This window comes from Providencia sp. 2023EL-00965, from assembly GCF_033550225.1.
In the GTDB taxonomy this organism is placed as follows: domain Bacteria; phylum Pseudomonadota; class Gammaproteobacteria; order Enterobacterales; family Enterobacteriaceae; genus Providencia; species Providencia manganoxydans.
Window position 1 is genome coordinate 112520 of record NZ_JAWUEH010000001.1, and the last position, 14084, is coordinate 126603.

13 protein-coding genes and 1 riboswitch are annotated in these 14084 nt (G+C 40.7%); of the genes, 4 read left to right on the forward strand and 9 right to left on the reverse strand.

From position 1 onward, the window contains the following. Nucleotides 1–18 precede the first annotated feature (18 nt). Complete coding sequence (gene yddG / locus SC428_RS00540; RefSeq protein ID WP_318705470.1) at nt 19–933, forward strand: aromatic amino acid DMT transporter YddG; 915 nt, start codon at nt 19–21, stop codon at nt 931–933. 6 nt (nt 934–939) lie between these two features. Here the strand turns inward: yddG and brnQ are convergent, their stop codons facing one another. The 3 genes from brnQ to SC428_RS00555 form a co-directional block, all read right to left on the reverse strand. Beyond that, entirely contained in the window at nt 940–2271 is a 1332-nt protein-coding gene (brnQ, locus tag SC428_RS00545) for a branched-chain amino acid transport system II carrier protein (protein ID WP_318705472.1), read from the reverse strand. A gap of 213 nt (nt 2272–2484) precedes the next feature. Then, entirely contained in the window at nt 2485–3300 is an 816-nt protein-coding gene (gene yidA / locus SC428_RS00550) for a sugar-phosphatase (RefSeq protein ID WP_070928408.1), read from the reverse strand. Nucleotides 3301–3412: 112 nt separating this feature from the next. Continuing rightward, the gene (locus SC428_RS00555) at nt 3413–3796 is read right to left on the reverse strand and encodes a helix-turn-helix domain-containing protein (RefSeq protein WP_070928406.1); all 384 of its coding nucleotides are present in this window, start codon (nt 3794–3796) and stop codon (nt 3413–3415) included. A 606-nt stretch (nt 3797–4402) separates the two neighbouring features. On the opposite strand from SC428_RS00555, the gene mgrB reads away from it, so the two are divergent. Beyond that, nucleotides 4403–4513 carry a PhoP/PhoQ regulator MgrB gene (gene mgrB / locus SC428_RS00560; protein ID WP_257644845.1) on the forward strand — a complete coding sequence of 37 codons (111 nt, stop codon included), beginning with the start codon at nt 4403–4405 and terminating at the stop codon, nt 4511–4513. A gap of 196 nt (nt 4514–4709) precedes the next feature. Then, nucleotides 4710–6092 carry an amino acid permease gene (locus SC428_RS00565; RefSeq protein WP_140182703.1) on the forward strand — a complete coding sequence of 461 codons (1383 nt, stop codon included), beginning with the start codon at nt 4710–4712 and terminating at the stop codon, nt 6090–6092. A gap of 68 nt (nt 6093–6160) precedes the next feature. On the opposite strand, the gene pagP is transcribed toward SC428_RS00565, so the two are convergent. Continuing rightward, a complete protein-coding gene (gene pagP, locus SC428_RS00570; RefSeq protein WP_318705478.1) occupies nt 6161–6736 on the reverse strand; it encodes a lipid IV(A) palmitoyltransferase PagP in 576 nt (191 codons plus the stop codon). A gap of 275 nt (nt 6737–7011) precedes the next feature. Next, nucleotides 7012–7102, forward strand: a riboswitch (TPP riboswitch). Nucleotides 7103–7155: 53 nt separating this feature from the next. Here pagP and thiD point away from each other — a divergent pair. Beyond that, nucleotides 7156–7953 (forward strand): bifunctional hydroxymethylpyrimidine kinase/phosphomethylpyrimidine kinase, encoded by a 798-nt coding sequence (gene thiD / locus SC428_RS00575; protein WP_140182705.1) that lies wholly within the window; start codon nt 7156–7158, stop codon nt 7951–7953. A gap of 44 nt (nt 7954–7997) precedes the next feature. On the opposite strand, the gene fbaB is transcribed toward thiD, so the two are convergent. From fbaB to baeS, 5 genes are all read right to left on the reverse strand, one after another. Then, on the reverse strand, nt 7998–9047 hold the full coding sequence (gene fbaB, locus SC428_RS00580) for a class I fructose-bisphosphate aldolase (RefSeq protein ID WP_140182707.1): 1050 nt from the start codon (nt 9045–9047) through the stop codon (nt 7998–8000). Between the two features lie 45 nt (nt 9048–9092). Then, a complete protein-coding gene (yegS, locus tag SC428_RS00585; protein ID WP_070928394.1) occupies nt 9093–9998 on the reverse strand; it encodes a lipid kinase YegS in 906 nt (301 codons plus the stop codon). A 485-nt stretch (nt 9999–10483) separates the two neighbouring features. Beyond that, nucleotides 10484–11863, reverse strand: coding sequence for a tRNA 5-hydroxyuridine modification protein YegQ (gene yegQ, locus SC428_RS00590; protein ID WP_318705483.1), 1380 nt, complete (start codon nt 11861–11863; stop codon nt 10484–10486). A 133-nt stretch (nt 11864–11996) separates the two neighbouring features. After that, complete coding sequence (gene baeR / locus SC428_RS00595) at nt 11997–12692, reverse strand: two-component system response regulator BaeR (RefSeq protein ID WP_070928390.1); 696 nt, start codon at nt 12690–12692, stop codon at nt 11997–11999. After that, a complete protein-coding gene (gene baeS / locus SC428_RS00600; RefSeq protein ID WP_140187197.1) occupies nt 12689–14083 on the reverse strand; it encodes a two-component system sensor histidine kinase BaeS in 1395 nt (464 codons plus the stop codon). Before baeS ends, baeR begins: the two co-directional genes overlap by 4 nt. Between the last annotated feature and the right edge of the window lies 1 nt (nt 14084).

A 14084-nucleotide genomic window follows, 5' to 3' on the forward strand; every position in this document is an offset into this window, starting at 1 on the left:
CTTGAAACTGAGTAAAAAATGAAATTAGGTCAGCATGCAGCAACATTTTACGGTGTGATCTCAATATTATTGTGGAGCACTATTGTCGGTTTAATTCGTAGTGCAAGCGAAAGCTTTGGTGCTGTTGGTGGTGCTGCGCTTATCTATAGTTTTGGTACCATTATCCTAATTCTATTTATGGGATTACCTAAAATCCATATTTACCCTAAACGTTATCTTTTTTGGGGAACACTCTTATTTGTCAGTTATGAAATCTGTTTTGTATTAGCGTTAGGGTTAGCGGATGACCGTCAGCAAGCAATAGAATTGGGTATGGTAAATTATCTATGGCCAAGTTTTACTATTGCACTAGCCGTATTCTTTAATCGACAAAAATTTACTTGGCTGCTTGGTGTTGGTTTAGCGTTGGCTTTTGTCGGCTTGGTTTGGGTTATTTCAGGCGATAAACCCATTTCAGTAGAGGCCATCTTAACGAATATCAAAAGCAACCCTTTAAGCTATTTATTGGCTTTTGTGGGTGCCATTTTTTGGGCATTTTACAGTAATGTCACCAAACGTATCTCTGGCGGACATAATGGCATGGTGCTATTTTTTATCGTCACATCAATAGGCTTGTGGCTTTTGTTTGCTTTGCAACCCGCAAAATCTTTTGATTTTTCATTTGCTAGTGTCGGTTTATTGTTGGTTGCTGCGTTGGCAACAGGTGGGGCTAATGCGTTATGGACACTGGCAGTGATCAGAGGAAATGTGGCATTTTTAGGTACCTTATCCTATTTTACCCCCGTGATTTCAACGGCATTTTCTTCAATACTCTTGAGTACCGCGCTAACACTTGGTTTTTGGCAAGGTGTGTTAATGGTAACGTTAGGATCAATTATTTGCTTTCTAGCGACGAGGCGTGTGGCGTTCAATACAAGTAAAGAGCGCCATTAAGGTTATTTATACTGTTTCATTGTTCAATTGCGCTGTTTTACCTGAGCACATTTTTCCAATTAACAGTGAGATGATACAAGCAATAATACCCGGTATTAACCAGCCCATACCTTGCTCAAAGAGAGGGAGATGAGTAAGAAGGAAATTCTTCATATTATCACTGAGTAATTTCAAATAGTTTAACGTATCCAATAGACTCATAAAAACAATGACGGCGATCGTGATACCGTAAGAAATCCGCGGAGCAGCCATATAGCGACGAGCATATTGAAGGAATACGATAGTAACAGATGAAGGATATATCATCAGGAGTGCTGGAATGGTGACGCGTAATAGGGTGTCTAGCCCGAAGGTCGAAACAATCGTGGTTAGCAGCGTGAAAAATATAACCCAAAAACGATAACCTAAGCGATGATGGAATGTTGCAAAGTAATCGGCACAAGCACTGGTCACACCGACTAACGTTGTCATACTGGCTAACAATACAATCCCACACATGATCCACGTTCCCACAGAACCAAATAGTGCATCAACATAACGTGAGAAAATTTGTCCGCCATTGGTTGCCGTATTGGCGACGAGATCACTTGTTGCGCCAAGATAGAATAAGCAAATATAGAGCGCTGCCAATAGACTAACTGAAATTAAACCTGCTTTTATGGTAATAAATGCAACTGTGCGAGGCTGAGTAATATTTTTAGAGGCTAAAGCTCTAGCGACAATCCCCCCAAATGCCATGGCGGATAAAACATCCATGGTTTGATAACCATCAATGACTCCACCGAAGAAGGCATAATCTGCATATTGTTTCACTGGCGCATTGATCGCAGACAGAGGCTCAACCACTACAGCGACACCAACAACAACTAATAAGACTAGCAGTGCAGGTGTCATAAATTTACCGATGGCACTGATCATGGTGCCTTGTTTGAGCATGAAAAATAGCGAGCAAATATTAAAAACTAATGCAAACGTTAAATGAGAGGCGGTATTTTTTTCCACAAAACCTAAAGGAATGAATCCCATTTCAAATGCGGTGTTGGTGACCCTAGGCATGGCAAATGTTGAACCGACAATTAAATATAGTGCGACCCAAAAAATAACAGCAACCCATTTAGGTAGATCAACGGAAAGCCTTTCCCCACGGCCTTTTACAGCAACAGTCACTAGTGTAATAAAAGGCAGAATAACGCCAGTAATAATAAAACCGAGTGATGTGCTAAACCAATCTGTTCCTGATTGGTAGCCAGCCATAGGAGGGAAAATGATATTACCTGCACCAAGAAAGAGTGCAAAGACCATCATCCCAAGAATTATCATATCTTTAGTCGAAAACATGTTACTACCTGCTTGTAATGTTTGTTTTGCAATGAATATTTTTTTATTACAGTATTTTTAAAGGCGCAGATAGTATCAAATTTAGAGGGGAGCGTCAGACTTCGATCAGTCATTTGACTTTAGGAGGTAGATAAATAGGGGGGCTTAGAGCTAGTGATTAGCGATTTATTTCAATATTTTATTAAATGGCAGTGAGTGACACTGCCTATGGCATTATTGTTGGTTTATAAATTTATTTAATGCGACGGCAACACCATCTTCATTGTTCGTTGCTGTGACAAATTTTGCAATATTGCGGACATTATCAATTGCATTGCCCATCGCGACAGGGATCTTGGCATACTGAAGCATTTGTAAATCATTATTTTGATCGCCAATACTCATGACTTTGTCCGGTGTGATGGCTAACTTTTCACAAATCACTTGTAAAGCAGCGCCTTTGCTTGCTGTTTTACTGGAGATCTCTAGAAAATAAGGGCTGGTTTTCATCAATGAATAGCTTTCAAAAGTATCTTCAGGAATATAACTGATACCAACACTGAGCTTTTCTGGCTGGTCAATCATCATAAACTTAGTGAACTTTAGGCTAGGATCCATTTCATTTGCAGGGCAATAGACCAGAGGGGTATTGGTTAGATAAGCATCATGCACAGTGTAATGGCTGATATGGCGGTTTGCAGTAAACATCGTATTTTGTGCGAGCACATGCATATGCACACCAACTTCGTTTGCCAAAGATTCGAAATATTGGTAGTCAGCAAAATCTAACAGATTTTCAACTAAATGTGTTCCATCATTGGCTTGGTGAATGACACTACCGTTATTGCTAATGCAATAATCTGATGCATTGTCGAGGCCAAGTTGCTGGAGATAGGGAAAGATCCCTGAAAATGGTCTACCTGAAGCAAGTACTACGTGAATACCGTTGCTTTTGGCTTGTATAACCGCATCTTTGACTGCTGGGGTGATTTGGTGCTGAGAGTTGAGTAGAGTACCATCTAAATCAATTGCTACCAGTTTAATTGACATCAACGCCTCCGGTTAATGATGTTTTACTGAAGTACCTTACTCCATTTACATTAAATGTAAATTATCTAAATATGAAAAGTATTACTTAGCTAGATAATTCAAGTAGATAACTTTAATCATGAGTATGGCTCAAATGCAAAGGTTCTTTGACGTCTAAATCAATATCCCCATTTTGCCGAAAATCGAACGGGGTTATCCCATATTCTTTTCGGAACATATAGGTGAAATGTGATTGGGAACCAAACCCAAAGTCTAGTGCGATATCAAAAATGGATTGTTCGCTGTTTCTAAGCAGGTTAACAGCGCCCGCAAGGCGACGTTGACGAATGTATTTACCCAACGAAATTCCAGTCACTTCTTTAAAAATTTTTTGCATATGCCATAACGAATAGCCTGAATAGGCAGCAAGTTCTTCTAAATGGATAACTCGACCTAAGTGTTCCTCAATCCATTTACTTAGAGCATAGACAAGTGCTAAATGATTATCTTGTGGCATCTCAATTAATTACTGAAGTTGTTGACTTGTGCATGTGAAATTTTGTTCAAAACAGCAATATTTTAGTTAACTCGATGAGTTAAAGCATTATTCCTCAATTTTGCTACTAAGAACAGTAGTAAAACATCTGCTATCCGAACCCAAAACATGAGCGTACTACTAGGAACTGGAAAACTCACCATGAGCCTGTAGTAACTCAGACCCCAATTAGAGAAACATAATCGTAATATGCTGAGAAAATCAGCGTTAACAGCTTATGTATTAAAATGGAGTAGCTGAAGTATACACAACTTCGTTTGAACATGACAAAGGCTGGTTGTGCGGTATGAGTTGTAAATCGATGAAAAAAAAGCCAGTTAGGCAGGTTTTTTATTAATTAGTGTGAAAAATGAGCATAAATACAAAAATTGGTATGAATCACGTATTTTCCTCAAATTTCCAAATGATGGTTACTGTAAAATTAAAGATTAAAAAGTGACACATCAGCCAGTATGATAATTTTTTATCTTTTGATACTGCGTAATTTATTGAAAATAAATGGCTAAATGGTTTTTATGTTGAAGGAGAACTTGGTTGAAATACAAATTGGTCATCGCTATTTTTGCTGTGATAGCTTGTGTTTTTTTATATCTATTAGCGATGGATAGGTTGTGTGATCAAGGTGGTGAAAACTTTATATTTGGAATATGTCAAATAACTGACTTATTACCGTTTTGATTTTACCCTTTAATACGCCATACTGTGCTACTTCTGTTTTTTATCACAAACTATCAACTTTTAATCAGATAGGTTTGCTGATCCAGCAGGGAACATCTTTAAGTGGTGTTGTTAATAACAAAATTCAAATAAACTTGTATGCTTAACTCAATAAATAGAGATAACAAGCAAGTAATAGGATGATAAGGGTAAAGTTATGGCGCAAGAGCAGCAGACGCTAAAGCGTGGGTTAAAGAATAGGCATATCCAGTTGATTGCTTTAGGAGGAGCAGTTGGTACAGGGCTGTTTCTCGGTATCGCAACAACTATAAAGATGGCAGGCCCTTCGGTATTGTTAGGGTATGCATTATGTGGGTTTATTGCCTTTTTGATTATGCGTCAGCTGGGTGAAATGATTGTTCAAGAGCCTGTTGCCGGTTCATTTAGTCATTTTGCATTTAAGTACTGGGGTGGTTTCGCTGGTTTTCTATCAGGTTGGAACTATTGGTTTATGTTCATTCTTGTTGGAATGACCGAGCTCACCGCCGCAGGTGAATATATGCGCCGCTGGTGGCCTGAATTGCCTATTTGGGTTTCCGCTGCGGTATTCTTTATTGCGGTTAATGCAGTTAACTTAGTCAACGTTCGCTCTTATGGCGAAACAGAATTTTGGTTTGCTCTCATCAAAGTGATCGCGGTTATTGCCATGATTATCTTTGGCTGTTATTTGCTGTTTAGTGGCAAAGGTGGACCACAAGCGAGTATCACCAATTTATGGGAGCATGGTGGCTTTTTTGCCAATGATTTTATTGGGCTCTTAATGGCATTGGCGATTATTATGTTCTCTTTTGGTGGATTAGAATTGGTTGGGATCACCGCAGCAGAAGCAGAAGAGCCTGAAAAAAGCATCCCAAAAGCGATCAACCAAGTTGTTTATCGTATCCTTATTTTCTACATTGGCTCATTGACCGTACTGTTGGCACTTTACCCATGGGTTAACTTGGATGGCAAAACGAGTCCATTTGTCCTGATTTTCCATGAATTAGGTGACATGTTAGTGGCGAATGCGTTAAACGTCATTATTTTGATTGCTGCGCTTTCTGTCTATAACAGTGCTGCATACTGTACTAGCCGTATGTTATTCGGTTTAGCTCAACAACAAAATGCCCCGAAATTTCTTGCCAAAATCAACAAAGGTGGCGTACCGGTCATGGCATTAATTGTGTCAGGGATCGCAACATCTGGCGGTATTTTGATTAACTTTATCATGGAAGGTAAAGCATTTGAGTTACTGATGACATTGGTTGTGACCACGTTGGTGCTTAACTGGATCATGATCTGTATCTCTAACTTAAAATTTAGAGCAGAGATGAACAGACAAGGGATTGAAACTAAATTTAAAAGTATCTGGTATCCATTCGGCAACTACTTATGTTTAGCGTTTTTAGCGTTGATATTAATTATTATCTTAATGATGGATGGTTTAAGAATATCTGTGCTAATTATGCCAGTATGGATTGCGGTTCTGTGGGTTGGCTATCAGTTTTCAGGTGCGAAAAAACAAGAAAATGCGGATAAGAAAACGCAATTAACACAGTAACAATCAATAAAACGGCCGATGCGATAATCGTCATCGGCCATTTTTATTTAGCAAATAAAGTTAAGCAGTTACCACTGCCAACGCAACCATGCAAATAACACGTTACCGTTATTATAAGTTCCAGGTATATAGGTTGCCTGCAACGATAGCTTGTCATACTCGACAGAAACCAGCGGTAGCGGTACTGGGATCGGAATATAATAATAATCATCCCTTGCGGTAACACTTAATGTGAAACCTGCACCCATTCTAAAACTATCTAATTCACCGGGTACCCACATTTTTTGGAAACCATAACCGACAATTGGCTCCACTTTATTATGTGAGTCCATAAATGCCATGGCGTATAGTGCATGCCAATCATTATCTTCATCGTAGCGATACTTACCAAGCCCAAAGCCCCATGGATTTTCATTATAGCTATCAGTTTTTTCTTTATCGTAAGTAAAGCGGTTATGCCAGGTTAATACTGGGAGATACAGCTCATATTGATCTGAATCCCATGTGGTACTGACATTTCGGGTAAATTTATCCCATAGCCCCTCAGATGGCTGTTCTGTTGAGGTTGATGAAGCGGCGCAGACAGAAGAAGCAATCAAAAAGGAGGCTCCTACAGCTAGCTGCAATTTTTTGTTAACTCTCATTGTAAATCCGATTCAGGTTAATGCACGTCTTATGTTATAGGTTGAAATATTAATAGTGAGAATGAATATTATTTCTCACAAAACGTTATGCTTACTAATTATTTTAGATTACCTAGATGTGATATAACAGCACTAATTTAGTTTATCTAATAGTGGTGTTCGTCTTAATTGTATTGGTATTTGTATACAAGATATTGCATTTTTTGACTGTGCTGTGGCGATTAAGAGATAACGGCAGTAGTTTGTTATGAGAAAAAGTGCGATACTAATCAAGTAGTTTTGGCTCGGGGCGTCGATAAAGACTGAGAAGCACCCGTATTACCTGATCTGGATAATGCCAGCGTAGGGAAGTCGGAAGCGTCAATAATAACCCTTCCAATATGACCACTCCTTACTCTGTGCTTTAGGAGTGACATTTCATGAGAATCAATGCGTTAACCATTGCAGGAACCGATCCATCTGGCGGTGCGGGGATCCAAGCCGATTTGAAAACATTTTCTGCGCTCGGTGCCTATGGTACCAGTGTTATGACAGCATTGGTTGCGCAAAATACTCGCGGTGTGCAATCGGTACATAAACTCCCCGGTAGTTTTGTGGCTGCGCAACTTGAATCAGTGCTAAGTGACATCCGCATTGATAGTGCAAAAATAGGTATGCTATTTAATCAAGAAGTGATTTCTGTCGTCGTCGATGCCCTTAAGCAATATTGTATTCCCCATGTAGTATTAGATACCGTTATGGTTGCTAAAAGTGGTGATCCACTATTACTTCCAGATGCGGTAGATGCAATGAGACATGAGTTACTACCACTAGTATCGTTGATCACACCTAATTTACCTGAAGCAGCGGCCTTACTTGATGAGCCTGTAGCTAAGACAGAGAATGAAATGTTAAACCAAGGTCAGCGGCTACTTAAAATGGGGTGTAAGGCCGTATTAATGAAAGGCGGGCATCTAAGTGACGCACAGAGCCCTGATTGGCTAATTACCCCTAATGGAGAATGGCGTTTTACCTCCCCAAGAGTTAATACGCGGCACACTCATGGGACAGGATGTACCTTATCAGCAGCGCTTGCTGCATTAAGGCCTCGTTTTACTGACTGGTCAGCGACTATACCTGAAGCAAAAGCTTATTTACAGGCAGCATTAGAACAGGCGGATAGTTTAGAAGTCGGCTCAGGTATTGGCCCTGTGCACCATTTTCATGCATGGTGGTAAGTCATTAAAAGGCCCTCTGTGTTGGAGGGCCTTTTAAGTATTAATTAAGCGATAGTAACTTCTTTGCTGAGGTAAACATCTTGTACGGCATTAATCAGTGCCACACCTTCTTGCATCGACTTTTTAAATGCTTTACGACCTAAGATCAGACCCATACCACCTGCACGTTTATTGATAACAGCGGTACGTACCGATTCACTTAAATCATTTTGTCCTGCGGCTCCACCTGAGTTAATCAACCCAGCACGCCCCATATAGCAATTTGCTAATTGATAGCGAACGAGATCGATAGGGTTATCTGTGGTCAGTTTAGTGTAGACGCGTTCATCAGTATGACCAAACCCTATGGCTTTATAACCCCCGTTATTTTCAGCCATTTTCTGTTTTACAATATCAGCACCAATGGTTGCTGCGATATGGTTGGCTTGACCAGTTAAGTCCGCACTTGAATGATAGTCCACACCGTCTTTTTTAAATGCAGGATTACGTAAATAGGCCCATAACACGGTTACCATACCGAGTTCATGTGCGCGTTCAAATGCCGCAGAAATTTCTTCAATTTGGCGGCGTGATTCAATTGAACCGAAATAGATTGTCGCTCCAACGGCAACGGCACCCATTTCAAAGGCTTGTTCGACGCTTGCATACAATGTTTGATCATATTGAGCAGGGTAGCTTAGCGTTTCATTATGATTTAGCTTAACTAAAAATGGAATTTTATGTGCATAACGGCGTGAAACGGAAGCCAGTACACCATAAGTCGAAGCAACACAGTTACAGCCTGCTTCAATCGCTAATTCAACAATGTTTTTTGGATCGAAATAGAGAGGGTTTGCCGCAAATGATGCCGCCGCAGAATGCTCTACGCCTTGGTCTACAGGAAGGATAGAAAGATAGCCTGTACCTGCTAAGCGCCCATGATTAAACAGAGTTTGCATTGAGCGAAGAACACTATTGGGACGATTATTGTCGATCATAACACGGTCAACAAAGTCAGAACCCGGCAAGTAAATATTTTCACGAGGAATGGTTTGGCAACGGTGGTCTAAAAGAGTGGATGCTTCGGAACCTAACAGCTTGGCAATATCAGTCATGACTTCCTCCATTTAACAAAGTCTAAGGGATGTTAATCATTAAATTTAAGATAACAAGCCACATTGAGGCGGTAATCGGCAGTGGATCGCTTCAGGTAGTAATTCAAAGGTGAATGTTTCACCCGAAAGGGGCTCGCCATCTAAATTAAACACCATTTTATGCGGTGAAGAAATTTTTACCCAACAACTTGTTTTTTCAATTAAATGCTGATTTTTCTCACTGGAGAACAAATTGGTGAGTAGGGCAGGGATCACATCACGAGCAGGTACAACCAATAAATTCAATTGACCATCGTTGATCAGAGCATCAGGGGTTAATAATTGCCCGCCACCTGCTTGTTTTCCATTACCGACTGCGACGACTAAGGTTTCGCCTTCCCAGCTAAAGTGTTCTGTTTCAATTTTACAGGTATCTGTTTTGAGTGTATCAGGTCGTAGTAAGCCGTTAATGACATAGGCTGCGCCGCCGAGAGCAGATTTTAATGCTTCAGGGGTTTCTGTCGTGATACGTGTCCCAAAGCCGCCTGTTGCCATATTCATAAAAAACGATTGATGGTTAACCCTAGCAATATCTATCGCAAATGATTTACCTTTTACTGCTAATGACAAGGCGGCGTGTATATCCATTGGGATATTGGCACTGTTTGCAAAATCATTAGCAGTGCCTAATGGAAGGACACCGATGGCGGGGCGCTGTGTTTCAGGTTGCTGCATTAATGCACTGGCTACCGCATTTATTGTGCCATCGCCACCACCGGCGATGATAGTCTCTATTCCTTGGTTGACAGCGTCATTAAGGTACATTGGCAGCTCACTGACTTCCCAAGGAATGCGTACCAAAATGTTATGGCCTTCTTCACGTAGTTGGTAAACCGCTTTTTTGAGTTCTGGATTGGCTGATTGTTTGCCATTAAGAATAATGAGGGCACTATGTTGTTTATGAGTAGGCATGATATTCCTTGAAAGAAGAAAATACGGTTGTACTCGTTATACTTCGAATGACAGCGTTTTTCCTCTAGCTGTACTTCGAGTTCATTTAGAATATAAAAGTATAGTCTCAATCAAGAATTAATAAATAGTCACATTGAGCGATTATGTTGATGATATATTTTGTGGAGTGCAAAAAAGAAATGGCTAGCTCAAGGGAGATTGAGCCAGCCAAGGAGGTGGTTCCTAGTCTTACTTTATGACTTTCTAGTTCTTCATTTTCGAGAGTGACTATACGACATTGAATAGCTAATTGTTGTGATCTATTGCATAAAAATGGATATTAAATACATTTTAACGGCTCAATACGATTTTTGAGAATGATTATCAATTGTTATAGCGGTTTTTGTTGCGGATAATTTCATGGTGAAAAATAAAAAATGCTAGAAATTCAATTAATTAAATTAATTATTTCTAGCATTTACGGTGACTAGCGCACTAATCGCTCATTAAGCATGAGTTGCCGTTTCTGATTGGTGTGGAGAGCGGGTAGTTGTACCCGGTAAATTACGAATCAACAAACCAAAATTCACATTAACATCATCAGGCACAGGTAGATAAACGATATGGCCATTACCCGGCGCAACGTCAATAGCTTCGCCCTTGCGGTTTTGTAATGCATCAAGGGTAAAGACAATATTTCCCGCAGGCGTCATCAATTCTAAGCTATCACCTAGGCTAAATTTATTTTTAACATCCACTTCTGCAAGGCCATTAATACGCTTACCGGTAAATTCACCGACGAACTGCTGGGTTTCAGAGACAGAATAGCCATATTCATAGGTTTGGTAAGCATCGTGAGTATGACGACGTAAAAAACCTTCTGTGTAACCACGATGTGCTAAGCCCTCTAAGGTTGACAGTAATGTCGGATCAAACGGCTTACCTGCGACGGCGTCATCAATTGCACGGCGGTATACTTGTGCAGTGCGTGCGCAGTAATAAAAGGATTTAGTACGACCTTCAATTTTTAATGAATGAACTCCCATCTGAGTCAGATTTTCTACATGTTCAATCGCACGTAAATCTTTAGAGTTCATAATATAAGTACCATGTTCGTCTTCGAAGGCGGTCATATATTCGCCCGGACGCTTGGCTTCTTCAATCATAAAGACTTTATCAGTCGGTGCGCCTTCACCTAGGGTTGGTGCAACATTTTTGACTGGGATCGGTTCATGTACATGAACGATATTGCCCACATCATCTTGTTTGCCTTCTTCGACTTTGTATTCCCAACGACAAGCATTGGTACAAGTGCCTTGGTTAGGGTCACGTTTATTGATGTAACCAGACAGTAAGCAGCGGCCTGAGTAAGCCATGCAAAGCGCACCGTGGACAAACACTTCAAGTTCGATATCTGGAACTTGTTTACGGATTTCAGCGATCTCTTCGAGAGAAAGCTCACGAGATAAAATAACCCGAGTAAGTCCCATCTGTTTCCAGAATTTTACCGATGCCCAGTTAACTGCGTTTGCTTGTACCGATAAGTGAATATCCATTTTAGGAAATGCTTCGCGTACCATCATGATCAGCCCCGGATCGGACATAATCAGTGCGTCAGGTCCCATTTCAATAACAGGGGTTAAATCACGAATAAAGGTTTTCAGCTTTGCATTGTGTGGCGCAATATTAACGACAACATAGAATTTTTTGCCAAGATCATGGGCTTCTTGGATCCCTTTGGCTAGGTTTTCATGGTTGAATTCGTTATTACGCACACGGAGGCTATAACGCGGTTGCCCTGCATAAACGGCATCTGCGCCATATGCGAATGCATAACGCATGTTCTTTAAAGAACCGGCTGGTGATAATAATTCTGGAGTAAACATATTTGTTCTCAGTCTGATGTCAAGTCAGTACTTCCTTCTTATGAGGAAGCCTTTTTAAGGGAGGCGATTTTAGCGCTGTTTGCAAGAAAATTAAAGTATTCCCTACAAATTGTACTGACATTGAGTCATCAGTTTATACTTCATCCCATCGATAACCTAAACCATAAATAGAGCGAATAAAGGTTTTTTCATTATCAAGTGATTCCAGTTTTCGGCGTAGGTTTTTGACATGACTATCAATGGTTCTATCCGTCACAATTCGGTGATCATCGTACAAAATATCGAGTAGTTGATCGCGTGAGAACACGGTTCCCGAATTATCTGATAAAAACTTAACCAGTCGAAACTCAGCGGGTGTTAACTCAAGTAGTTGATCACCATAACGGACTTGGAATGCGCTTTCATCAATAATTAACTGGGTTTTCTGTTTATCAGGTGTCGTTGTATGTTGGCAGCGACGTAAAATAGTTTTTACCCGAGCCACCACTTCTCGTGGACTAAAAGGTTTACAGATATAATCATCAGCGCCGATTTCTAAACCAAGTAAGCGGTCGATCTCTTCGGTTTTGGCGGTGACCATAATAATCGGGATTTCACAAAATTTACGTAACTCGCGACAGATGGTTAACCCATCCATTCCAGGTAACATGAGGTCGAGTAGAATGATATCTGGCTGGTGCTGTTTAACATAATCAATTACTTCATTACCCCGTTGTAATAGTGAAGGTTGGTATCCAGCAGCTTGAAGGTAGTCATAAAGTAGTTGACCGAGTTTCGGTTCGTCTTCAACAACCAGTACATTCGCACTTGAAGGCTCTAACACTGTCACTGTTCATTTTCCTTTTGTTTCAACGGTAAATGGATAGCAATACATACTCCACCTAATGGGGAAGCGCTGGCTTGTATGCTACCTTTGTGTGCTTCAATAATATTATAGCAAATTGCTAAACCGAGGCCAGAACCGCCACTAGCGCGACTGCGCGATCCCTCTGCGCGATAAAATCGCTCAAAAAGATGGCTACATTGTTCGCTAGTTAGGCCGGGAGCACTGTCTTCCCAATATAGTGAAAACTGATTCTGTTCAATAACGGCTCGAATGATGATTTTTCCGTTCGCGTCGGTATAGCGTAGGCTATTTTCCATTAAATTATAAAGTAATTGCAAAATGCGATCAGGGTCGATATTGATAATTTGTTGATTTGGCAAATGTGTTTCCACTGTGATTTGCTTCTCTTCCAAACGCCAACGTACTTGACCGATGACCATATCAATCAAGGGAATAATATCCGCTGATTGAAGGCGATAGACGAGTGATCCTCTATCGGATAAAGATAATTGATGTAAGTCGTTAACTAACTTAATTAACGTATGGGTTTCCGCGAGTAAAGAGCTGATAGTCTCAGGCGTTGCTTGGCGTACGCCATCTTGTACGGCCTCAAGTTCACCTTGCAATACCGAGAGTGGGGTACGTAATTCATGCGAAATATCTGCCATGTAATCACGACGCATATGTTCATTTTTTTCGAGTGTTGATGCGAGATGGTTAAAATCTTTGGCGAGTTGACCGAGCTCATCGCGACCGACCTCAGTAACGCGGGTGGAGAAATCGCCATTCGCTAATTGGTTGGTCCCATCCAACAATCTTTTTATGGGTTTTAAAAAACCACGAGCTAATAAAATCGTGGCGATTAACGCGACAATTAATGATAAACCAGCAATTAACCAACTGGTCATCATCTGTTGTTCATCGAAACGGCGGTCTATCTCATTGCTGATCCCATCGCCATAACTGGCAATCACCCATCCCACTGTTTTGCCATCTGAAGTGACAACGGGCTGGCGGAGAATGTCATTAGGTAACGGAACATTACGACCTAATATCAGCCGGTTTTCGTTGTCATATACCCAAAAGTAGGAGCGCCAACCTTTAGGTTTGGATGGCGGCAGTGAGCGCTGGTGGTGTTCAATACTGCGTAATATATTAAAAAACACTCGCTCATTACGGATCAAGAAACGCCAGCTACCTGTCTCATCATATTGTTCAGCAAGGGCATCAGCGATCAATTCGGCACGTTGTTGATCATTCTCTTTAATATAATCAATAAACCCATGTTGAAAGCTTAAGCGAACACCTTGGTGCATAATGACCACTAGCAGTAGACAAGTGGCAAAAATAGCCAGAAATAATCGGGTGCTGACGCTGCTAAATCTAAATTTCATC